The sequence below is a fragment of the Geodermatophilus sp. URMC 62 genome (assembly GCF_052931475.1).
In genome coordinates this window covers 4,124,008-4,144,885 of sequence record NZ_JBRFHY010000001.1, presented here as the reverse complement: position 1 = coordinate 4,144,885, position 20,878 = coordinate 4,124,008, and the positions used below count along the sequence as shown (strand labels likewise).

The following is a 20,878-nucleotide window of genomic DNA, read 5'->3' as shown; positions in this document are numbered from 1 at the left end:
GCCGTCGAACACCGCTCCTTGCTACCCCGCGGCCGGGCTCGCCGCAGCCGCCCGTCCTCAGCCGGCGGAGGAGCCCGGTGCCGCGCGCTCGGGAGTGCGGACGCGGACCAGGTCCTCGATCGTGGCGCGGGTCCCCCGCGCCCGCAGGGAGGTCAGCGTCGCGGCGAACGCGCCGGCCACCCGGGGGTGGTCGACCAGGTCGCCGAAGACGTCCCGCTCGCGGAGGAAGGCCAGCGGGTCCCCGTCACCGGAGCGGGCCCGGGCGAGCAGCGCGTCGCGCCGGGGGTCGGCCAGCTCGATCGGCCGCCCGGCGTCGTCGGCCCCCTCCGCGGTGCGCGCCCAGCCGGCCAGGACGGCGACCGACCGGCGGATCTCCCGCCCCGCCGCCAGGTCCGCGCGCAGCACCGGGAGCAGGAACTGCGGGATGCGGTCGGAGGCGTTCTCGCACAGCCGGGCGAGGGTGTCCCGGACGGCGGGGTTGGCGAAGCGGCCCACGAGATCGGCCTTGTACCGGCGCAGGTCGATGCCGGGCACCGGCGGCAGGGTCGGGGTGGCCTCGTCGTCGAGGTAGCCGAGCAGGAACTCCCGGAACAGCGCGTCCTGGCAGGCCTCGTGCACGTACACGTGACCGGCCAGCCGGCCGAGGTGGCCCAGCACCTGGTGGCCGGCGTTGAGCAGCCGCAGCTTCATCAGCTCGTAGGGCGCGACGTCGGCGACCAGCTGCACGCCGACGTCCTCCAGCGGCGGCCGTCCCCCGGGGAAGGAGTCCTCGAGCACCCACTGCGTGAACGGCTCGCAGACCACCGGCCAGGCGTCCGCCACGCCGAACCGGGTGTCGAGCTCGGCCCGGTCGGCGTCGGTGGTCACCGGGGTGATGCGGTCGACCATCGAGTCCGGGAACGGCACCTCGGCGGCGACCCACTCGCCCAGCGCCGGGTCCCGCAGCGCCGCGAAGGCGGCGAAGCTGCCGCGGGCGAGGTGCCCGTTGCCGGGGACGTTGTCGCAGGAGACGACGGCGAAGGGCGCCAGCCCGCGCTCGCGCCGCCGCACCAGCGCCTCGGTGACCAGGCCGAAGGTGGTCCGCGGTGCGGCGCCGGGCCGCAGGTCGGCGACCACGTCGGGCGCCTCGGCGTCGAAGGCGCCGGTGTCGGGCGAGGTGTTGTACCCGCCCTCGGTGACCGTCAGGGAGACGATGCGGGTCCCCGGCGCGGCCATCTTCTCGACCACCGCCTCGGGGTCGTCGGGCGCGAACAGGTACTCGACGACCGAGCCGACCACGCGGGCGTCGAGGAAGCCGTCGGGGTGCTTGACGACGAGGGTGTAGAGGCAGTCCTGGGCGGCCATGACCTCGGCCATCCGCCGGTCGGCGGGCCGGACCCCCACCCCGCAGATCCCCCAGTCCTGCGCCTGACCGGTCTCCAGCAGCCGGTCGACGTACATCGCCTGGTGCGAGCGGTGGAACCCGCCGACGCCGAGGTGCACGATCCCGGTGGTCACCGCCGCCCGGTCGTAGCGGGGTGTCCACACCGACGCGCTCAGCGTGGACAGCGTCGTGGCGTCGAGCCGGGGCATCGGCGGTCCTCCTGGCGGGGCGGGTGTCGCCTGCGGGCTACCCGTCCCGCCCGTGGTCACCCGCCGGCCGGCACCGGGCGTGCGGGGACCGGCACGCGCTGCAGGTCCGTGGCGACGACGAGGTCGCCGTCGTACTCCGCGCGCGCCTCGTCCTCGAAGCGGCGCGGGTCGCCGTAGCGCTGCGAGAAGTGGCTGAGCACCAGCCGCTGCACCCCGGCCTCGGCGGCGACGCGTGCGGCCTGGCGGGCGGTGAGGTGCCCGTACTGCTGCGCCGGCGCGGCGTCCTCGGCGAGGAAGGTCGACTCGATCACCAGCAGGTCCGCGCCCTCGGCCAGCGCCGGGACGCCGTCGCACATGCGCGTGTCCATGACGAAGGCGAACCGCTGACCGGGCCGCGGGGCGCTGACGTCCTCCAGCCGCACGGTCCGCCCGTCCACCTGCAGGACCCCCGCGCGCTGCAGCCGGCCCACGTCGGGCCCGGTCACGCCGGCCGCGGCCAGCCGGTCGGGCAGCATGCGCCGGCCGTCGGGCTCGACCAGCCGGTAGCCGAAGGACTCGACCGGGTGGTCCAGGCGGCGTGCCTCCCAGGTGCCGGCCGGGTCCTCGGCGAGCGGCCCGTCGCCGGTGACCGGCCCCGGCCGGACGTCGGCGAGGTCGGCGAACACGCTGGCGTGCCGCAACCGGTCGTAGAAGACCTGCCCCGACGCGGGGTAGTGGGTGACCACCGGGTGCGGGACCCGGTCCAGCGACATCCGCTGCACCACCCCGGGCAGGCCGAGGCAGTGGTCGCCGTGGAAGTGGCTGACGAAGACCCGGTGGACGGCGCTGCTCGGCACCCCGGCCAGGAGCATCTGCCGCTGGGTGCCCTCACCCGGGTCGAGGAGGAAGCCGCGGCCGTCCCAGCGCAGCAGGTAGCCGTTGTGGTTGCGGGTGCGGGTGGGCGCCTGGCTGGCGGTACCGAGGACGACCAGTTCCCGCGCCGCCACGGCCGCGACGGTACCGGCGCCGGGGCGGGCGGGTCGTGCCGCGCGCCGTCGTGCTCTGCCCACGGGTGTGGGCAGAGCACGACGGCCGGCTGGGCGCCCTGTGCCGCCCCGTCCCGCCGCCGCCCCTGGCGTCGGAGCGGGGTGCGTCAGCCGAAGAGGTCGGACAGGAAGGACTCCTTGCGCTTCCCGTGCCCGGAGGAGCCGTGCGAGGAGTGCCCGCTGCGCCCCACCGCGCCGAGCACCTCGTTCACGACCGCCCCGAGCCCGGCGCCGCCCGCGGCCGGGTACTGCGCCCCGTGCTGCGGCTGCCCGTACGACCCGCCGTGGGACCGGTCGTGCTGGGGCGCGCCGTAGGGCTGCTGGGCGTGCTGCGTGCCGGCCGCGGCGCCGTGCCAGGAGTTCTCCGCGTCGATGAGCCGCTCGAGCTCACCGCGGTCGAGGAAGATGCCCCGGCACTCGCTGCACTGGTCGACGTGCACGCCGTTGCGCTCGTAGGTGCGCATCGCGCCCTGGCACTTGGGACAGACGAGATCCATACCGCACCGTACGGCGCACGACGGCCCCCCGGCCCGGCGCCGGCCGTGCCACAGTGCGCGGGCGTGACCACGACCCGCACGGTGACCCTCCGGTTCGGCTCCGCGGCCCGGCGGAGCGCGACGCACACCAACCTCTCCGCCGTCCGCAGCGACGGCCCGGTGCTGTGGGTGGCCGGCGACGAGACGGCCACGATCGAGCGACTGGTGGCCGACGACCCGTCCGCGCCCACCTGCTACGGCGACCAGACCAGCTTCTCCCTGACCGATCTGGTCCCGCTGCCCGGCGGCAGCGGCCCCGGCGCCGAGGAGGAGGCCGACATCGAGGGCATGGCCCGCACCGGCGACGCGCTCTGGGCCGTCGGGTCGCACAGCCTGCGGCGTCGCCGGATCCGCGACGAGCACGACGGCGAGAAGGCGCTGCGCCGGCTGGCGAGGGTGACCGGGCAGCCCCGCCGCCAGGTGCTGGTGCGGATCCCGGTGGTCGACGTCGACGGCCTGCCCACGCCGGTCGCGGACGACGGCGCCGGCACCCGCGCCGCCGTCCTCGGCACGCGGGGCAGGGACCTGCGCGACCTGCTGGCCGACGACGAGCACCTGGGACCCTTCCTGCCCCTGCCCGGCAAGGACAACGGCCTCGACGTCGAGGGCATCGCCGTCTCCGGGGAGCGCGTGTACCTCGGGCTGCGGGGACCGGTGCTGCGCGGCTGGGCTGTCGTCCTGGAGCTGCGGCCGGAGGTCGACGCGGACGACCCCACCCGGCTGCGGCTGCGCCGGTTCCCCGACGGCTGCCGCTACCGCAAGCACGTGCTGCGGCTGGCCGGCCTGGGCGTGCGCGACCTGTGCCCGCAGGGCGAGGACCTGCTGGTGCTGGCCGGGCCGACCATGGACCTCGACGGGCCGGTGTACGTCTACCGGTGGCACGGCGGGTGCGCGGTCGAGGCGCCGGCCGTCGTCCGCGGCGAGCTGCTCACCCGCGAGCTGACCCTCCCGCACGGCGACGGCGACGACCACGCCGAGGGCATCGGTCTGCTCGGCCCGGCGCGGGAGGGGCGGCTGCTGGTCGTCTACGACAGCCCGGCGCCCCGGCGGCTCACCCCCGACGGCGGCGTGCTGGCCGACGTCGTCCCGCTGCCCTGAGCTGCCGGGAGCGGGTCATCCGATCCGCACCGGCCGGGCCGCGAGCACGCCGGCGACGGCCAGGCCGACCGCCAGCGCCGCCAGGAGGAGCAGCGGCGCGGTCCAGCCGCCGGTGGGTCCCGACAGCGCGCCGACGACGACCGGCCCCGCGGCGCCGACGGCGTAGCCGACCAGCTGGCTCATGCCCGAGAGCCGGGCCGCGGTGCCCGGATCGGCCGAGCGCAGCACCACCAGGACCAGCGCCAGCCCGATGCCGGCACCCTGCGCCACCCCCGCGACCGCCGCCCACGCCGGCCACCCGCCCGGAGCGGCGAGCAGCCCGGTCACCGGCACCAGCCACAGCGCGGCCACCAGCAGCGCCAGCCCGGTCTGCCCCGGCCGCCGGGCGACGAGGGCCGGCACGAGCAGGCTCCCCACGATCCCGGTCGCCTGGAACAGCGAGGCGGCCAGCGACCCGGTGGTGACGTCGGTGTCGGCGCGGTCGGCGAGCACCGTGGGCAGCCAGGCGGTGAGCGAGAAGTACAGCGCCGACTGCAGCCCCTGGACGGCGGTCACAGCCCAGGCGGTGGGCGAGCGCCACAGCCGCGTCGGCCCGGCCGGGGGACCACTCGCCGGGCCGGCGGTGCCGAGCAGGTCGCCGCGCCCGCGGGTGGCCGCGGACCAGACACCCGCGCCGACGACGGCCAGCACGCCCTCGACGGCGAGCGCGCCACGCCAGCCGAGCACCGCGGCCAGCGGTGCGGTGACCGCGGCCATGGCGGCCGCGCCGGCGACGAGGCCCGCCGTGTACAGCCCGGTGACCGTGCCGGCCCGCCGGCCGAAGCCGGCCTTGATGACCGCCGGCAGCAGCACGTTGCCCACCGTCATGGCCGCACCGGCGAGGAACGTCCCGGCCAGCAGCACCGGGGGGCCGTCGAGGACCCGCAGCCCCTGCGCCACGGCCAGGAGCAGCAACGAGCCGAGCACCGCCGGACCGGCTCCCACGCGGCGGCCGAGTGCCGCCGACACCGGCGCGAGCAGCGCGAAGCACAGGACCGGCAGGGTGGTGAGCAGTCCGGCGGCCGCCGGCGAGAGCGCGAGGTCGGAGCGGATGTCGCCCAGCACGGGCCCCACCGCGGCGATCGCGCCGCGGAGGTTGAACGCGGTGAGCAGGACGGCGGCCAGCAGCAGCCGCTCGGCGGCGAGGACGGCGCCCGGCGCTGGCGGGGTCGGACGGGACGCGGGGACCACTCCTGTCGGGACGGGCCGGGCGGACCGACGACCCGGCCCGGCGGGACATCCTGCCCCGCGCCCGGACGGCGTCCCGGCGCCACCCCGGCCACGACGGGGTGCGGCCGGCGGCCCGGGCCCGCCCGTCCGCCTCGCCGACGGCCGGAGAGCCGTGTCTACTCCCCGGTAACAAGTGTGGGATCGTCGGGGCACACGTCGAGACGGCACCGCTGCCGTCAGGAGAGAGGTCCCATGCGGTTGCAGCTTTCCCCGGAGATGGAGGCCTTCCGGGATGAGATGCGCACCTTCTTCACCACCCAGGTGCCCGCGGAGATCCGCGACACCGTCGCGGCCCGCCGGCACGTGGGCCGCGACGACTACGTCCGGACCCAGCAGATCCTGAACGCCGCCGGCCTGGCCGTGCCGCACTGGCCGGTCGAGTGGGGCGGCCGCGACTGGACACCGCTGCAGCGCCACATCTGGCGCGAGGAGATGCAGCTGGCCTCGGTCCCCGAGCCGCTGGCCTTCAACGCCAGCATGATCGGCCCGGTCATCGCCACCTTCGGCAACCAGGAGCAGAAGGAGCGGTTCCTGCCGGCGACGGCGAACCTCGACATCTGGTGGTGCCAGGGCTTCTCCGAGCCCGACGCCGGCTCCGACCTGGCCTCGCTGCGCACCACCGCCGTCCGCGACGGCGACGAGTGGGTGGTCAACGGCCAGAAGACGTGGACGACGCTGGGCCAGCACGCCGACTGGATCTTCTGCCTGGTCCGCACCGACCCGACCGCGGAGAAGAAGCAGCGCGGCATCTCGATGCTGGTCTTCCCGATGGACAGCCCCGGGGTGACCCTGCGGCCGATCGAGCTGCTCGACGGCGGCCACGAGGTCAACGAGGTCTTCTTCGAGGACGTCCGCGTCCCCGCCGAGAACCTCATCGGCGAGGAGAACCGCGGCTGGGACTACGCCAAGTTCCTGCTCGGCAACGAGCGCGTGGGCATCGCCCGCGTCGGCGCCACCAAGAAGCTGATCGCCCAGGCGAAGGACTTCGCCCGCGAGATCCGCGTCGACGGCCGCCCCCTGTCGCAGGACCCGCGGCTGACCGCGCGGATCGCCGAGCTGGAGAACGAGCTGGTCGCGCTCGAGCTCACCGCCCTGCGCGTCGTCGCCAACTCCGCCGACGGCAAGCCGCACCCGGCCTCCTCGGTGCTCAAGCTGCGCGGCTCGGAGCTGCAGCAGGCCGTCACCGAGCTGATCGTCGACATCGCCGGCCCGCTCTCGCTGGCTTCGTTCGCCGACGGCGGCTCCGAGGTGCCCGACTGGGCCCGCGTGGCCACGCCGGAGTACCTGAACTACCGCAAGGTCTCCATCTACGGCGGCAGCAACGAGGTCCAGCGGACCATCATCGCCGGCACGATCCTGGGGCTGTGAGGTAACCCGTGGACTTCCAGTACGACAGCGAGCAGAACGACCTCCGCGAGGCCGTCCGCGGCCTCCTGCAGCGCGCCTACGGCGACCCCGAGACCCGCCGTCAGACGGTGGCCACCGACCCGGGCTTCGACGAGAAGACCTGGGCCCGGCTGGCCGAGATGGGCGTGCTCGGCCTGCCCTTCGCCGAGGCGGACGGCGGCATGGGCGCCGGCCCGATCGAGGTCGGCATCGTGGCCGAGGAGATGGGCCGGGTCCTCGCACCCGAGCCCTTCGTCGAGTCGGTGGTCCTGGCCGGTGGCCTGGTCGCGGCCGTGGGCACCGCCGCGCAGCGGCAGGCCGTCCTCGGTCCCCTGTCGGAGGGCAGCAGCGTGCTGGCCTTCGCCCACGCCGAGCCGGGCAGCCGGTGGAGCACCTCGGCGAGCGGCGTGACCGCCACCGAGGACGGCGGCACCTGGCGGCTGACCGGCGTCAAGGAGCCGGTCCTGGCCGGCGCCCGCGCCGACGTGCTCGTCGTGTCCGCCGTCGTCGACGGCGCGACGGCGCTGTTCCTCGTCCAGGGCGACGCCGAGGGCCTGACCCGCACCGGCTACCGCTCCCACGACGGCAGCCGCGCGGCGAACGTCACCTTCGCCGCCACCCCGGCCGAGCTGCTCGGCGAAGGGACCGCCGACCGCGCTGCCGACGTCGAGCGGGCCCAGTCGCTGGCCCGGATCGCTTACGGCAACGAGGCGGTCGGGGCGATGGAGACGGCGCTGCGGACCACCGCCGAGTACCTCAAGACCCGCAAGCAGTTCGGGGTCACGCTCAACCGGTTCCAGGCGCTGACCTTCCGCGCGGCGGACATGTACGTGTCGGTGGAGCTGGCCCGCAGCACCGCGCTGTGGGCGAGCATGGTGGCCGACTCCGGCGGCGACGTCGTCGCCGCGGCCGACCGCGTGCGGCTGCAGACCAGCCGCGCGGGCCGGCACGTCGGCAAGGAGGCGATCCAGCTGCACGGCGGCATCGGCGTCACGGCGGAGTACTCGGTCGGGCACTACACCAGCCGGCTCACCGCGATCGACCACGTGCTCGGCGACGGCGACTGGGCCGCGGCCCGCCTGGCCGAGAAGGTCGACGGCTACCCGACGGTCGACCCGCTGGGGGCGCCCTACACCCGCGCGCGCTAGGCACCTCGCACCACCGGCCGCGGCCGGCGTCCCCCTCCTCGGGGACGCCGGCCGCGGTCGTCTCCGGGTCCCGACGTCACGGTGCCGAGCGGGTGCGATCCGGGTCACGATCGGGCTCCCGGCGCACGGTGCGTCACCGGGGCCTGCCACGATGCAGCGCGGGGTGCGGTCAGCCACCTCCCCCGCTGCACCACGCCAGGCCCCGCCGGCACGGTCGCCGGCCCGAGCTGTCCTTGGAGTGCGCGTGCTCATCGGTGTTCCCGCAGAGACCCGGCGCAACGAGACGCGCGTCGCCGCGACCCCCACGAGCGTGGGCCGGCTGTGCGCGCTCGGCTACGACGTCCTCGTGCAGTCCGGCGCCGGTGCCGGGGCCGACTGCCCCGACGAGGCCTACGTCGCCGCGGGCGCGCGGATCGGCGCGGCCGCCGACGCGTGGGGCGCCGACGTCGTCCTGCACGTCAACGCCCCGACGCCGGACGAGATCGACCTGCTGCGCCCCGACGCCGTGCTGGTCTCCCTGCTGGCCCCGGCCCTCTCCCCCGACCTGCTCGACGCGCTGGTCGCCCGCGGGGTGACCGCGCTGGCGATGGACGCCGTCCCCCGCATCTCGCGGGCCCAGTCGCTCGACGTGCTCTCCTCCATGGCCAACATCGCCGGCTACCGCGCCGTCGTGGAGGCCGCGCACGCCTTCGGCCGGTTCTTCACCGGCCAGGTCACCGCCGCAGGCAAGGTGCCGCCGGCGAAGGTGTTCGTCGTCGGCGCCGGCGTCGCGGGGCTGGCGGCCATCGGCGCGGCCAGCAGCCTGGGCGCGATCGTGCGGGCCACCGACGTCCGCCCCGAGGTCGCCGAGCAGGTCCGCTCGCTCGGGGGCGAGTACGTGGGCGTCCCCGCCGACGAGGACGAGGCCGCCGGCAGCGGCACCGGCTACGCGTCGGTCACGTCCGAGGACTTCAACGCCCGGGCCGCGGTCATGTACGCCGAGCAGGCCCGCGACGTCGACGTCGTCATCACCACCGCGCTCATCCCCGGCCGCCCGGCTCCCCGGCTGCTCACCGAGGACATGGTGGCCAGCATGAAGCCGGGCTCGGTGGTCGTGGACATGGCCGCCGCCCAGGGCGGCAACGTCGCGGGCTCGGTCCCCGACGAGGTGGTGACGACGCCGAACGGCGTCACGATCATCGGCTACACCGACCTGCCCGCCCGCCTGCCGGCCCAGGCCAGCCAGCTGTTCGCCACCAACCTGGTCAACCTGCTCACGCTGCTGACGCCGGGCAAGGACGGGCAGCTGGTCCTCGACCTCGACGACGTCGTCGTGCGGGGCATGACCGTCGCGCGGGCCGGCGAGAAGCTGTGGCCGCCGCCCCCGGTGCAGGTGTCGGCCGCCCCGGCACCGGTCGCCGCGCCGCCGTCACCACCACCGGTGCGCACGGCCCCGGCCGGTCCGGGCCGGCGCATCGCGCTGGTCGGCCTGGGTGCGGCACTGCTGTTCCTGCTCGCCGCCTTCTCCCCCGACCAGCTGATCGGCAACCTGACGGTGTTCGCCCTCGCCGTCGTCGTCGGCTTCTACGTCATCGGGCACGTGCACCACGCGCTGCACACGCCGCTGATGAGCGTCACCAACGCGATCTCCGGGATCATCGTGGTCGGCGCGCTGCTGCAGCTGGGCCACGTGAGCACGGTCGTCACGGTGCTCGCCTTCCTCGCGGTGCTGCTGGCCAGCATCAACGTCTTCGGTGGCTTCGCGGTGACCCGCCGCATGCTCGCCATGTTCCGGAGGGCCTGACCCCATGACCGCCACCACCGCCGCGTCGGCGGCCTACATCGTCGCCGGCCTGCTGTTCGTGCTGAGCCTGGCCGGGCTGTCGCGGCACGAGACCGCCAAGACCGGCAACGCCTACGGGATCGCCGGCATGGCGATCGCGCTGGTCGCCACCATCGGCCTGGCCTGGCGCAACGGCGAGGCGCTCGCCGTCGGGGCGATCGCGGTCGCGATGGCGCTGGGCGCGGCCGTCGGCCTCTGGCGCGCGCGCGTCGTCGAGATGACCGGCATGCCCGAGCTCATCGCGCTGCTGCACAGCTTCGTCGGCCTGGCCGCCGTGCTGGTCGGCTGGAACGGGTACCTGTCGGTCGAGGGCGCGCCCGCCGGCGAGGCCGAGGAGCTCGGCCTGCCGGTGGGCATCCACTCCGCCGAGGTCGCGATCGGCGTCTTCATCGGCGCGGTCACCTTCACCGGCTCGATCGTGGCGTTCCTCAAGCTGTCGGGGCGGATCCGGAGCAACCCGCTCATGCTGCCGGGCCGCAACGCGCTCAACCTCGGCGCCCTCGTCGTGTTCGCGGCGCTGACCGTCGTCTTCGTCGTCTCCCCCGGGCTGGCGGTGCTCGCGGGGCTCACCGTGCTCGCGCTCGCGCTGGGCTGGCACCTGGTCGCCTCGATCGGCGGCGGCGACATGCCGGTCGTCGTCTCGATGCTCAACAGCTACTCCGGCTGGGCGGCCGCGGCCTCGGGCTTCCTGCTCGACAACGACCTGCTGATCATCACCGGCGCGCTGGTCGGCTCCTCGGGTGCCTACCTCTCCTACATCATGTGCCAGGCGATGAACCGCTCGTTCCTGTCGGTCATCGCCGGCGGCTTCGGCAACGAGGGCAGCACGGCGGCCTCCGGGGACGTCGACGGCGAGCACACCGAGGTCACCGCCGAGGAGGTCGCGCAGCTGCTGCGCGACGCCGACAGCGTCGTCATCACGCCCGGCTACGGCATGGCGGTGGCGCACGCGCAGAACGCCGTCGCCGAGCTCACCCGCACGCTCACCGACAAGGGCGTCGACGTCCGGTTCGGCATCCACCCGGTCGCCGGCCGGCTGCCCGGGCACATGAACGTGCTGCTGGCCGAGGCGAAGGTGCCCTACGACGTCGTCCTGGAGATGGACGAGATCAACGACGACCTCGCCAAGACCGACGTCGTGCTGGTCATCGGCGCCAACGACACGGTCAACCCGGCCGCCGCCGAGGACCCGAGCAGCCCGATCGCCGGGATGCCGGTGCTGCACGTCTGGGAGGCCGGGCACGTCGTCGTCTTCAAGCGGTCGATGAGCACCGGCTACGCCGGCGTGCAGAACCCGCTGTTCTTCCGGGAGAACACCCGGATGCTCTTCGGCGACGCCCGCGAGCGGGTCGAGGACATCCTCCGGGCGCTGTGAGCCGTCCGCCGTCCGGGCTGCTGCGGTTGCGGCCCGGACGGCGGGGGGGCGACCGTTGCCGTCGTGGACCCCTTCCGCCTGGGCATGCCCAAGATCCCCGGCCTCACCGAGCTGCTCACCACGCTGCAGGCCCAGACCGAGGCGCTGGCGCAGCTGCCCCGGACGCTGACCGACCTCAACGCCGCCGTCCGCGAGCTGATCGCCGCGACGTCGACGGCCACCTCGGCGATCGCGTCGGCCCAGCGCACCGCCGAGCGGCTCGAGGAGCTGGTCGGCGAGCTGGAGGAGCCGGTGCGGGCGCTCAAGCCGGGGATCGAGCGGGTGGGCCGGGTGCTCGACGACCCGGTGGTGGAGAAGGTCCCGGACATCATCCGCACCGTCGACGAGGACCTGCGGCCGCTGATCGCGACCCTGCACCAGGCGCAGTCGCGCGTCGCCGGGGTCACCGGGCTGCTGCGCCGCCGCGCCCGGCCGGAGGACGACGACCTGCCCTGAGCCCGGCCGGGGCCCGGTCGCGTCCCCGCGCGGCGGTCACCGGGGCGCCGGACGCGGCGGTCCCCAGTGCGGCGGGTGCTCCAGGCCGCCGGGCAGGCGGGTCGTGGCGTCCCCGCGGGCGGCGGCCACCTGCCGGCGCGTGAGGAACAGCGCGCCGGAGAGGTCGCTGCCGCGCACGTCCGCGCCCCGCAGGTCGGCACCGAGCAGGTCGGTCAGGTACAGGTCGGCACCCCGCAGGTCCGCCCCGAGCAGCAGCGCCCCGCGCAGGCTCACGCCCCGCAGGTCCGCGCGGCGCAGGTCGGCGCCGGACAGGTCGGCGTTGCGCCGGTCCGCCCGGCGCCGGCCTCCCGCCCGCGGCCGGACGCCGGCCCGTGCCAGCTCGCTGACCGACAGCAGCAGCGCGCCGGCCTCCCGCTGCAGCGCGTCGGCGTCGACCGCCGCGAGCTCGCCGGGCCCGGCGGCGGTGAGGCCGGTGGCGCGCCGGTGCGCGGCCGTCAGGTCCCTGTGCAGCGGCGCGGCCGCCTCGAGGGCGAGCGCCTCACCGAGGTACCAGAGGACCTCGTGCAGCAGCCGCTGCACGCCGAAGGCCGCGAACACCGCCGTCGCCCGCTCGGGGCTCCCCCGCCAGCCCGCGTCGCCGGCGAACGTCACCTGCACGGTCTGCTGGCCGGCACCGAAGCAGTCGAACACCGTGCAGCCGGGGAAGCCGCGCTCCCGCAGCTGCGCGTGGATGCCGCAGCGGTCGTCGTCGCGCAGGTTCGGGCAGGGCCGACCCGCGGGCTTGTCGATCGCGAAGTCGGCCGAGGCCGCGAAGGCCGGGGCCACGCAGCACAGCCCCGCGCAGCTCGCGCAGTCCGCGCGCAACCGCGCCCGGGCATCGACGGCGTCGGACACGGACGCTCCTCGTGGGATCGGTCAGGTCGTGGGGCGCTCCAGCGTCACCAGGACGCCCTCGACACCCCCCGGGCCGAGGCGCCCCTTGACCTCGACGGAGGTGATGGCCTTGAGCTGCCATCCCTCCCGGGCGTTCTGGTTGAGCACCTTCTCCAGCTTGTCACCCGACATCTTCCCGCCGATGAGCCCCTCGCGGATCTCCACCACCCGGTACTCGTAGCGCTGCGCCACGGCGTCCTCCTCGTGTCGGTGTCCTGCCCTGCGGCGATGATGCCCGGGTGGACGTCCTCAGCAGCCGGGTCCTGCTCCGGCCCCCCGACCCCGCGCGGTCGCAGGCGTTCTACCGGGACGTGCTGGGGCTCGCGGTGTACCGCGAGTTCGGGCCGCCCGGGCACCGCGGCGTGGTGTTCTTCCTCGGCAACGGCCTGCTCGAGGTGTCCGGCTCCGGCGACGAGCCGCCGCGCGGGACCGCGCTGTGGCTGCAGGTGCGCGACGTCGCCGCCGAGCACGCCCGGCTGCGGGCGGCCGGCGTGCCGGTGCTGCGCGAGCCGCGCACCGAGCCGTGGGGCCTGGTCGAGGCCTGGGTCGCCGACCCCGACGGCGTGCGGATCGTCCTGGTCGAGGTCCCGGCCGACCACCCGCTGCGCCGCGACCAGCGCTAGGAGACTGCTGAACAAGTCGCCGAGATGATCATGCGCGAGGCGCCGACCTGCGCATCTTCTCGACGCGACACCCGGATTCTCGGGTTATTCAGCAGGCTCCTAGATGTACCCGGCCAGGACGTTGGTGACAGGCGTCGGGGCTTGAACGAAGGAGAACCTCCGAGTGGGGTGTGGCTTGTCGAAGGCCCAGTCCCTGCTCGGAGGTTCTCGTGTCCCACGCTAATGCCCGCACCACCGTTCATGGCCGGCAGTTGATCGTCCAGCGGTATCAGGGAGGCTGGAAGAAGGCGCACATCGCTGCGGCGATGGGGATCTCCCGTAAGTGCGTGCGGACCTGGATCGACCGCTACGCCGCCGAGGGCCAGGCGGGCCTGCAGGACCGGTCCAGCCGCCCGCGTACCAGCCCGCGGCGAACGGCGGCCGAGGTGGAGGACCGCATCGTTGAGCTTTGGGGGCGCGAGCGTCGGGGGCCGGCCTTCATCAGCGCCGAGCTGGGGGTGCCGGCCCGCACGGTGTCGCGGGTGCTGGTCCGCCGCGGGCAGCCCCGGCTGGCCGCGCTGGATCCGATGACCGGGCAGGTGATCCGCGCCTCGAAGACCACCGCGATCCGCTATGAGCGGTCCCGGCCCGGCGAGCTGGTCCACATGGACGTCAAGAAGCTGGCCCGCATCCCCGTCGGCGGTGGCTGGCGGGCGCACGGGCGCGCCGCTGGCAGCACCAGCCGGGACCGGGCAACCCGGGTCGGCTTCGACTACGTGCACTCACTCGTCGATGACCACTCCCGGCTGGCCTACTCCGAAATCCTCCCCGACGAGAAGGGACCCACCTGCGCGGCGTTCCTCGCCCGCGCCGCGGCTTACTTCGCCGCCCACGGCATTCCGCTCATCGAGCGGGTGATGACCGACAACGCCTGGGCCTACCGGTGGTCCCTGCGCGAGGTCATCACCGCCCTCGGCGCCCGGCAGAAGTTCATCCGCCCGCACTGCCCGTGGCAGAACGGCAAGGTCGAACGCCTCAACCGCACCCTGGTCAGCGAATGGGCCTACCGGCAGGTCTTCACCAGCAACGACCAGCGCGCCGCCGCCCTCGCTCCCTGGCTCGAGCACTACAACACTCGACGCCGTCACAGCGCACTCGGCGGCCATCCTCCGATCAGTCGCCTGGCACCAACCTGATGGCCGGGTACAGCTAGAGCGTCCCCGCCGGCGGGGTGTCGCGGTCGGACGACGGCCGGCGCAGCACGTCGCCGAAGGACTGCTCGAGGCGAGCCCAGGTCCGGCTCCACTCCTCGATCGGCTCGAGCACCCGCTCGAACACGGCGAGCTGCTCGTCGAAGGCCTGCAGCTGACCGATCAGGCCCGTGATCAGCTGACGCTGGCCCCGCACCGCCTGCGCGACCGCCCCGACCTGCGCCGCCGACATGGCCCCGGGCGGCGAGGGCAGGCGCGGCAGCGACAGCCCCGACGGCACCGCGCCGGTGGCCAGCCCGCGCGCCCGGTCGGTGAAGCCGCGCAGCTGGGCGACGAACTCCTCGACCGACCGGCTGACCAGGTTCCCCTGCCCCTGCCCTGGCTTCGTCCCGTCGTCCTGCTCGCTCATGACCCCAGTCTCCCGCCGCCGCGCCCCGCTCGCCGCCCGGTCAGCTGCCGGTCAGCGCCCGCAGCGTCTCGGCGTTGCGGACGGCGTGGCCGTGGCCGTCGTTGTTGAAGTAGGCGTGGACGTCGCGGCCGTCGCGCGCCCACTCCGCGATCCGGTCGGCCCACCAGCGCAGGTCCGCATCGGGGTAGGAGCCGGCGTACAGGGCGGTGTCGTCCGGGCCGTGCAGCCGGACGTAGACGAACGGCGCGGTGGCCCGCAGCACGCAGGGCAGGCCGGCGCCGCTCATCACGCAGTAGGCCGCGCCGTGCCGCTCGAGCAGCGCGAACACCTCCTCGACGTGCCAGCTGGGGTGGCGGAACTCCACGGCCACCCGCACCCAGTCCGGCAGCAGGGAGAGGAAGTACTCCAGGCGGGCGTCGTCGCGGGCCGCGGCCGGGTGCAGCTGCACCAGCAGCACGGCCCGCCGGCCGTCCAGCTCGTGCCAGGCCGCGGTGATCCGCTCGACCCACGCCTCCGGGGCGTACAGCCGCTTGGCGTGGGTGAGCCCGCGCGGGGCCTTGACCGACAGCCGGAAGTGCTCGGGCAGCCGGTCGCGCCAGCCGGCGAAGGTCGCCGTCCGGGGCCAGCGGTAGAAGCTCGCGTTGAGCTCGACGGTGCCGAACCGGCGCACGTAGTGGGCCAGCCGGTCGCGGGGCGGCGTCCCCGGCGGGTAGAGGACGCCGTCCCAGTGGTCGTAGCTCCAGCCGGAGGTGCCGACGTGGACGGCCACCGGTGCCGCCGTCTCAGTGCCCGTGCCGGGCGACGGCGGTGCCGCGGGTGGGGTCGAGGAGGGCGGGAGCGCTCACGGCAGCCGCCACACGGTGGTGCGGCGCAGCCCCGGGCCCTCGGTCTCGGGCACGTCGTAGGCGGCGACGGGCTCCAGCCGCTCGTGCGGCAGGTAGGGCCGCCCCGGGTCGCCGACGAGCACCTCGCAGCCGCGCGCCCGGGCCCGGTCGAGGAAGGGCAGTACCCGCTCGGTCATCTCCCGGTCGTAGCAGACGTCGCCGGCCAGGACGACGTCGACGGCCGGCGGCTCCCGGTCGAGGACGTCGCCGGCCACGCCGATCCCGGTCACCCCGTTCAGGCCGGCGTTGACGCCCACCGCCGTCCGGGAGAACGGGTCGACGTCGCTGGCCAGCACGTGGCCGGCGCCGGCGAGGACGGCGGCGATCGCGACGAGCCCGCTGCCCGACCCCAGGTCGAGGACGCGGCGGCCGGCCACCGTCACCGGCCCGTCGAGGACGGCGCGGGCGAGGGCCTGGCCGCCGGGCCAGGCCGCGGCCCAGAACGGCGGTGCCTCGCCGGCGCCGCCGGCCGCGTCCTCCATCGCCTCCCACAGGGCGACGACGTCGTCGGCGACGTGCAACCGCACCTCCGGGACGAGCGAGGGCCGGCGCACCTGCGTGTGCGCGCGGACGAACCCCACGGGCACCACACGGGTGGCCGGCCCTCGCTGCGTCACGCCCCCAGTGTCACGCGCCGGGTTGGCGACGTGCCGCCACGGCCCGGTGCGGGGCACCGGGGTCCTGTCAGTACCAGCCGGTGGACTGCGAGTGCACCCAAGCGCCGCACGGCGAGCCGTAGCGGCTGTCGATGTAGATCAGGCCCGCGTCGATCTGCCGGTAGCCGTCGGAGGTCTTGGCGATGCCGGTGCTGGCCCAGGTGGAGTCCAGGAACTGCGGGATGCCGTAGGCGGTGCTGGAGGGGTTCTGCGCGTTGGGGTTCCAGCCGCTCTCCTTGCCCCACAGGTTCTCCAGGCAGCTGAACTGCTGGGCGCTGCCCACCTTGCTCATGGCGTAGTCCTTGAAGGAGCCACGGGCGGCCGGCGCGGCGGCAGGTGCAGCCGCCGGGGCGGGCGCGGCCTGCGCCGCGGCGGCCCGCTGAGCGGCCGCAGCCTCGGCCGCGGCCTGCGCCTCGGCCGCGGCCTGGGCCTCCGCGGCGGCCTGGGCCTCGGCGGCGGCCTGGGCCTCGGCGGCGGCGCGGGCGGCCTCCTCCTCGGCGGCGCGGCGGGCGGCCTCCTCGGCGGCGCGGCGGTCGAGCTCGGCCTGGTCGGCGGCGGCCTGCGCCTCGGCGGCGCTGGTCTCCTCGGCGGAGCGCTCGTTGCGGGAGGCGGCGAGGTCCTCGAGCGGCGCGAGGTCGGCGGTCTGCGACGCCGCGGTCCCGGTCGGCTGCCCGCTGAGGCCGAGCTGCTCGGCCACGCTCACCGTGGAGCCGGCCGTCTCGGTGCCGGCCTCGGCGGCCGGGCCGCTCGTGCTCACCACGCCGACGACCAGGGCGCCGGCGGCGGCCGTGGCCAGCAGCAGGGCGGGGCGGCGCGGGCCCAGCGGGGGGCTGCTGCGCCGGGCGCGGGTGCGGGCCGGCAGGCCCAGGCGGCGGGCGCGACGACGGGGGGCGGTGTCCGCGGTGCCGACGGCGGCCATGACGGCGGTGTCGGCGGGCGTCGCGGCTGCGGACAGCTCGACGGTCTCGGGCGTGTGGGCAGGCGTACGCGGGGTGGGGCGGGGCATGAGGGTGAGGGCTCCGAGGGAGAGTGCGCGCGCGGCAGCCCGGTTCGCGGGCAGGGACCGGCGCACGGCGGTCGTCGGGTCCCCGCGCGCGATCGGCGGCGCGGGGTCAGCAGGGCAGGGCGGCGGCCGGACTCAGATGGCGCGGTGGACGCGCACCCGGCGGCACCTGCGGGCCGCGGCGGCCCGGAGGCGGGGCATGCGGAGAGTCTCCGTTTCTTCCGGTGCCGCCTACCGAGTTAGCTGACGGGTTCGGGCGGGAAGAAGCCCTACGCGCTGCGAGCGGAGCTCGGCAGGCGATTCACCCCAGGACTGCGGTGGGTCCCCGGCTCGCGCCCGCGGCTGCGGACACGACTCGGCGGCGTCCGGCCGGGCTCCCCGGAAGGGGACGAGACGACCAGCCGGACGTCAGGAACGGTACGTGTCGTTACCTGCCCGTGACAACAGCGGAACGCGAGATGCACACGTGACACGAGTTACGGTGCAGCCGGCGCACGCCACCCCTCGGCGCCGGCGCAGGTCAGGACGCCGGGTCAGGACGCCGCGGCGACCTCGCTCCGGTTCCCGCCCCGATCGGCGTCCCCGCGCAGCGCCGTGACGTCGGCCGGGTCACCCTCCGGCGTCCGGGGGCCCTCGTCGCGGGCCGCCGCGTCGCGCCGGTCGGCGAGCACCGAGACGTCCTCGGGCAGCGCCCCGGTGCGCACCGTGTCGGTCCGCGGCGCGCCGGTGCCCGCCGGGTCGGGACCGACGTCGTCGCCGCGCAGCACGCGGGCGAGACCGGCCAGGGCGTCGTCGACGTGCCCGGTCAGCACCCGGAGCGTCTCGCGCACCCCCTCCTTCTCGGCGCGCAGCGCGGCCAGCTCCGCCTCGACGGCGGCTCGCTCCCGCTGGGCCTGCGCCGCCGCCGCCCGCCGCGCCTCCTCGGCCTCGCGGTGGACCGCCTGCAGCTCGGCCGCCGCCTCCGCCCGCCGTGCGTCGGCCTCCCGCCGGGCCTGCTCGCGCAGCGCGGTCACCGCCTGGCGCATCTCCGCGACCTTGGCCAGGCGCGCCTCGGCCTCCGCGCGCGCCTCGGCACGCACCTGGTCGGCCTCCTCCTCGGCACGCTGCAGCAGGGCGCGCGCGTCCTCGGGGCTGGGGAGCGACTCCCGCTCGCGCACCAGCTGGGCCAGCCGGCGGCGGGCGTTCTGCAGCTCACCGGAGCAGGCGGCGTAGCGGCTGAGCAGGTGGTCGTTCTCCCGGCGGAGCACCAGCAGCTCGGTCTCGGCCGCGGCCACGTAGTCGTCGACCTGCAGGCAGTCGTACCCGCGCAGTGCGTGTGTGAAGACCGGGCCGGTGCCCAGCAGTCCGTCGAGGCCCCTCGCCGGGACGTGCTCCGCGGCGGTGTTGCCCGTGAAGGCCGTGCGCCTGGCCGCGTCCGCCCCGGCGTCCGGAGCAGTTCCCTGCGAGTGCTTCGACATCCGGTTCCCCCCGGTCCGTCATGCCCGCCCGGGCCCGTCGGGCGATCCAGGTGGTGGGCGCCAGACTCCCAGCGGGTCCCCCGGTCGGGGGGTCGGACCAGGTCACGGGACGGTCACCGACGGAGTGGTCCGCCACGCCGTGGTCGTCCGACTACCGCCTGCAGCCGGAGCCGAGGAATGTCCGTACGGACACCACCGTTGAGCGAGACAGTAGTTGCACTCTCAACCACAGGGAGCACGAGATGCAGTTCGGCGTCTTCTCGGTCAGTGACGTCACGACCGACCCCACCACCGGCCGCGCCCCCAGCGAGGCGGAGCGGATCCAGGCGATCGTCGCGATCGCGCGGAAGGCCGAGGAGGTCGGGCTCGACGTCTTCGCCCTCGGCGAGCACCACAACCCGCCGTTCTTCTCCTCCTCCCCCACCACCACGCTGGCCTACATCGCGGCGCAGACCTCGACGGTGCAGCTGTCGACGGCGACCACGCTGATCACCACCAACGACCCGGTGAAGATCGCCGAGGACTACGCGATGCTGCAGCACCTGGCCGGCGGCCGGGTGGACCTGATGATGGGCCGCGGCAACACCGGGCCGGTCTACCCGTGGTTCGGGCAGGACATCCGCAACGGCATCCCGCTGGCGGTGGAGAACTACGCACTGCTGCGGAAGCTGTGGGACGACGAGGTCGTCGACTGGTCCGGCCGGTTCCGCACGCCGCTGCAGGGCTTCACCTCGACACCGCGCCCGCTCGACGGCGTCCCGCCCTTCGTGTGGCACGGCTCCATCCGCAGCCCGCAGATCGCCGAGCAGGCCGCGTACTACGGCGACGGCTTCTTCTCCAACCACATCTTCTGGCCGGCCGAGCACACCCGGCGGATGGTCGAGTTCTACCGCTCGCGCTTCGAGCACCACGGCCACGGCAGCGCCGACCAGGCGATCGTCGGTCTCGGCGGCCAGGTGTTCGTGCGGAAGAACAGCCAGGACGCCGTCCGGGAGTTCCGGCCCTACTTCGACAACGCGCCGGTCTACGGCCACGGCCCGTCGCTGGAGGACTTCTCCCGCGAGACGCCGCTGACCGTCGGCAGCCCGCAGCAGGTCATCGAGCGCACCCTCGGCTTCCGCGACTACGTCGGCGACTACCAGCGGCAGCTGTTCCTCGTCGACCACGCCGGGCTGCCGCTGACGACCGTGCTCGAGCAGCTGGACGTCCTGGGCGAGGAGGTCGTGCCGGTGCTGCGCCGCGAGTTCGCCGCGCTCAAGCCCGCCCACGTGCCCGACGCCCCCACGCACGCCTCGCTCGTCGCCGCCCGGCAGCGCACCCCGGAGGAGGTCTCGGCATGACCACCCGCAGCACCACCCGCACGCTGGCCGTGGTCAGCGCCGGGCTGTCGACGCCGTCGTCGACCCGGCTGCTGGCCGACCGGCTGGCCGCGGCGACCGTCGCGGCGCTGCGCGAGCGCGGCGAGGACGCCGTCGTCGAGGTCGTCGAGCTGCGCGAGCACGCCCGCGACCTGGCCGACGCCTTCGTCACCGGCTTCCCGGACGCGGCCCTGCGCGCGGCGATCGGGACGGTGACCGGCGCCGACGCGGTCATCGCCGTCACCCCGGTGTTCACCGCCTCCTACAGCGGGCTGTTCAAGTCCTTCGTCGACGTGCTGGAGGAGGACGCGCTGACCGGCACGCCCGTGCTGCTCGGCGCGACCGCCGGGACCGCCCGGCACTCGCTGGTGCTCGAGCACGCGATGCGCCCGCTGTTCGCCCACCTGCGGGCGGTCACCGTGCCGACGGCGGTGTTCGCGGCCAGCGAGGACTGGGCCGGCGGCGACGGCGGTGAGCTGGGCCGGCGGATCGTCCGGGCCGCCGGCGAGCTGGCCGACGTCGTCACCGGGCGGCCCGCGTCGGCGCGCCCGGCCGACCCGTTCGCCGACGTCCCCTCCTTCGAGGACCTGCTCCGCGGCCGCTCCTGACGGGCACGTCCGCGGGAGCGCACCGTGCACC

General features: G+C 75.4%; 21 protein-coding genes and 1 riboswitch. Of the genes, 10 read left to right on the top strand and 11 right to left on the bottom strand.

Going from position 1 to position 20,878, the window contains the following annotated elements:
- Positions 1-57 precede the first annotated feature (57 nt).
- The 3 genes from ACU616_RS20080 to ACU616_RS20070 all read right to left on the bottom strand — a co-directional run bounded on the left by ACU616_RS20080 (position 58) and on the right by ACU616_RS20070 (position 3,094).
- Entirely contained in the window at positions 58-1,572 is a 1,515-nt protein-coding gene (locus tag ACU616_RS20080; RefSeq protein WP_446760182.1) for a mannitol dehydrogenase family protein, read from the bottom strand.
- Between the two features lie 56 nt (positions 1,573-1,628).
- A complete protein-coding gene (locus tag ACU616_RS20075) occupies positions 1,629-2,558 on the bottom strand; it encodes a ribonuclease Z (protein WP_446760181.1) in 930 nt (309 codons plus the stop codon).
- Positions 2,559-2,704: 146 nt separating this feature from the next.
- The gene (locus tag ACU616_RS20070) at positions 2,705-3,094 is read right to left on the bottom strand and encodes a TFIIB-type zinc ribbon-containing protein (RefSeq protein ID WP_446760180.1); all 390 of its coding nucleotides are present in this window, start codon (positions 3,092-3,094) and stop codon (positions 2,705-2,707) included.
- A 63-nt stretch (positions 3,095-3,157) separates the two neighbouring features.
- Here ACU616_RS20070 and ACU616_RS20065 point away from each other — a divergent pair, with 63 nt between their 5' ends.
- Entirely contained in the window at positions 3,158-4,231 is a 1,074-nt protein-coding gene (locus tag ACU616_RS20065) for a DUF3616 domain-containing protein (RefSeq protein WP_446760179.1), read from the top strand.
- A 15-nt stretch (positions 4,232-4,246) separates the two neighbouring features.
- Here the strand turns inward: ACU616_RS20065 and ACU616_RS20060 are convergent, their stop codons facing one another.
- Positions 4,247-5,461 (bottom strand): MFS transporter, encoded by a 1,215-nt coding sequence (locus tag ACU616_RS20060; RefSeq protein WP_446760178.1) that lies wholly within the window; start codon positions 5,459-5,461, stop codon positions 4,247-4,249.
- A 231-nt stretch (positions 5,462-5,692) separates the two neighbouring features.
- Between ACU616_RS20060 and ACU616_RS20055 the strand changes: the two genes are divergently transcribed.
- The 5 genes from ACU616_RS20055 (at position 5,693) to ACU616_RS20035 (ending at position 11,726) form a co-directional block, all read left to right on the top strand.
- On the top strand, positions 5,693-6,868 hold the full coding sequence (locus ACU616_RS20055; protein WP_446760177.1) for an acyl-CoA dehydrogenase family protein: 1,176 nt from the start codon (positions 5,693-5,695) through the stop codon (positions 6,866-6,868).
- 8 nt (positions 6,869-6,876) lie between these two features.
- Positions 6,877-8,034, top strand: coding sequence for an acyl-CoA dehydrogenase family protein (locus tag ACU616_RS20050; RefSeq protein WP_446760176.1), 1,158 nt, complete (start codon positions 6,877-6,879; stop codon positions 8,032-8,034).
- A 244-nt stretch (positions 8,035-8,278) separates the two neighbouring features.
- On the top strand, positions 8,279-9,817 hold the full coding sequence (locus tag ACU616_RS20045; RefSeq protein ID WP_446760175.1) for a Re/Si-specific NAD(P)(+) transhydrogenase subunit alpha: 1,539 nt from the start codon (positions 8,279-8,281) through the stop codon (positions 9,815-9,817).
- A gap of 4 nt (positions 9,818-9,821) precedes the next feature.
- Positions 9,822-11,231, top strand: coding sequence for a Re/Si-specific NAD(P)(+) transhydrogenase subunit beta (gene pntB, locus ACU616_RS20040; protein ID WP_446760174.1), 1,410 nt, complete (start codon positions 9,822-9,824; stop codon positions 11,229-11,231).
- A gap of 63 nt (positions 11,232-11,294) precedes the next feature.
- The gene (locus tag ACU616_RS20035; protein ID WP_446760173.1) at positions 11,295-11,726 is read left to right on the top strand and encodes a hypothetical protein; all 432 of its coding nucleotides are present in this window, start codon (positions 11,295-11,297) and stop codon (positions 11,724-11,726) included.
- 36 nt (positions 11,727-11,762) lie between these two features.
- Here the strand turns inward: ACU616_RS20035 and ACU616_RS20030 are convergent, their stop codons facing one another.
- Both ACU616_RS20030 and ACU616_RS20025 read right to left on the bottom strand, forming a co-directional pair.
- Positions 11,763-12,620, bottom strand: a complete 858-nt coding sequence (locus ACU616_RS20030; RefSeq protein WP_446760172.1) for a pentapeptide repeat-containing protein — start codon at positions 12,618-12,620, stop codon at positions 11,763-11,765.
- A gap of 21 nt (positions 12,621-12,641) precedes the next feature.
- A complete protein-coding gene (locus tag ACU616_RS20025; protein ID WP_446760171.1) occupies positions 12,642-12,851 on the bottom strand; it encodes a DUF4177 domain-containing protein in 210 nt (69 codons plus the stop codon).
- A gap of 47 nt (positions 12,852-12,898) precedes the next feature.
- Between ACU616_RS20025 and ACU616_RS20020 the strand changes: the two genes are divergently transcribed.
- Both ACU616_RS20020 and ACU616_RS20015 read left to right on the top strand, forming a co-directional pair.
- The gene (locus ACU616_RS20020) at positions 12,899-13,282 is read left to right on the top strand and encodes a VOC family protein (protein ID WP_446760170.1); all 384 of its coding nucleotides are present in this window, start codon (positions 12,899-12,901) and stop codon (positions 13,280-13,282) included.
- A gap of 209 nt (positions 13,283-13,491) precedes the next feature.
- Positions 13,492-14,457, top strand: a complete 966-nt coding sequence (locus ACU616_RS20015) for an IS481 family transposase (RefSeq protein WP_446760169.1) — start codon at positions 13,492-13,494, stop codon at positions 14,455-14,457.
- Positions 14,458-14,470: 13 nt separating this feature from the next.
- Here ACU616_RS20015 and ACU616_RS20010 read toward each other — a convergent pair whose 3' ends face one another.
- From ACU616_RS20010 to ACU616_RS19990, 5 genes are all read right to left on the bottom strand, one after another.
- Positions 14,471-14,881, bottom strand: coding sequence for a hypothetical protein (locus tag ACU616_RS20010; protein WP_446760168.1), 411 nt, complete (start codon positions 14,879-14,881; stop codon positions 14,471-14,473).
- Positions 14,882-14,921: 40 nt separating this feature from the next.
- Positions 14,922-15,650, bottom strand: a complete 729-nt coding sequence (locus ACU616_RS20005; RefSeq protein ID WP_446760167.1) for a DUF72 domain-containing protein — start codon at positions 15,648-15,650, stop codon at positions 14,922-14,924.
- Positions 15,651-15,722: 72 nt separating this feature from the next.
- Positions 15,723-16,382, bottom strand: a complete 660-nt coding sequence (locus ACU616_RS20000) for a class I SAM-dependent methyltransferase (protein WP_446760166.1) — start codon at positions 16,380-16,382, stop codon at positions 15,723-15,725.
- A 67-nt stretch (positions 16,383-16,449) separates the two neighbouring features.
- On the bottom strand, positions 16,450-17,427 hold the full coding sequence (locus ACU616_RS19995) for an aggregation-promoting factor C-terminal-like domain-containing protein (RefSeq protein WP_446760165.1): 978 nt from the start codon (positions 17,425-17,427) through the stop codon (positions 16,450-16,452).
- Between the two features lie 210 nt (positions 17,428-17,637).
- A riboswitch (cyclic di-AMP (ydaO/yuaA leader) is annotated at positions 17,638-17,795 on the bottom strand.
- Positions 17,796-17,957: 162 nt separating this feature from the next.
- Positions 17,958-18,881 (bottom strand): hypothetical protein, encoded by a 924-nt coding sequence (locus ACU616_RS19990; RefSeq protein WP_446760164.1) that lies wholly within the window; start codon positions 18,879-18,881, stop codon positions 17,958-17,960.
- 242 nt (positions 18,882-19,123) lie between these two features.
- Here ACU616_RS19990 and ACU616_RS19985 point away from each other — a divergent pair, with 242 nt between their 5' ends.
- The gene (locus ACU616_RS19985; protein ID WP_446760163.1) at positions 19,124-20,221 is read left to right on the top strand and encodes an LLM class flavin-dependent oxidoreductase; all 1,098 of its coding nucleotides are present in this window, start codon (positions 19,124-19,126) and stop codon (positions 20,219-20,221) included.
- Entirely contained in the window at positions 20,218-20,847 is a 630-nt protein-coding gene (locus ACU616_RS19980) for an FMN reductase (protein ID WP_446760162.1), read from the top strand. Before ACU616_RS19985 ends, ACU616_RS19980 begins: the two co-directional genes overlap by 4 nt.
- Positions 20,848-20,878 lie beyond the last annotated feature (31 nt).

Excerpts from the sequence above, each read along its gene's own strand:
- ACU616_RS20010 (WP_446760168.1), bottom strand. The coding sequence starts at position 14,881 with ATGAGCGAGCAGGACGACGGGACGAAGCCAGGGCAGGGGCAGGGGAAC.
- ACU616_RS19990 (WP_446760164.1), bottom strand. The coding sequence starts at position 18,881 with ATGTCGAAGCACTCGCAGGGAACTGCTCCGGACGCCGGGGCGGACGCG.
- pntB (WP_446760174.1), top strand. The coding sequence starts at position 9,822 with ATGACCGCCACCACCGCCGCGTCGGCGGCCTACATCGTCGCCGGCCTG.
- ACU616_RS19995 (WP_446760165.1), bottom strand. The coding sequence starts at position 17,427 with ATGCCCCGCCCCACCCCGCGTACGCCTGCCCACACGCCCGAGACCGTC.
- ACU616_RS20055 (WP_446760177.1), top strand. The coding sequence starts at position 5,693 with ATGCGGTTGCAGCTTTCCCCGGAGATGGAGGCCTTCCGGGATGAGATG.
- ACU616_RS20070 (WP_446760180.1), bottom strand. The coding sequence starts at position 3,094 with ATGGATCTCGTCTGTCCCAAGTGCCAGGGCGCGATGCGCACCTACGAG.
- ACU616_RS19980 (WP_446760162.1), top strand. The coding sequence starts at position 20,218 with ATGACCACCCGCAGCACCACCCGCACGCTGGCCGTGGTCAGCGCCGGG.
- ACU616_RS20080 (WP_446760182.1), bottom strand. The coding sequence starts at position 1,572 with ATGCCCCGGCTCGACGCCACGACGCTGTCCACGCTGAGCGCGTCGGTG.
- ACU616_RS19985 (WP_446760163.1), top strand. The coding sequence starts at position 19,124 with ATGCAGTTCGGCGTCTTCTCGGTCAGTGACGTCACGACCGACCCCACC.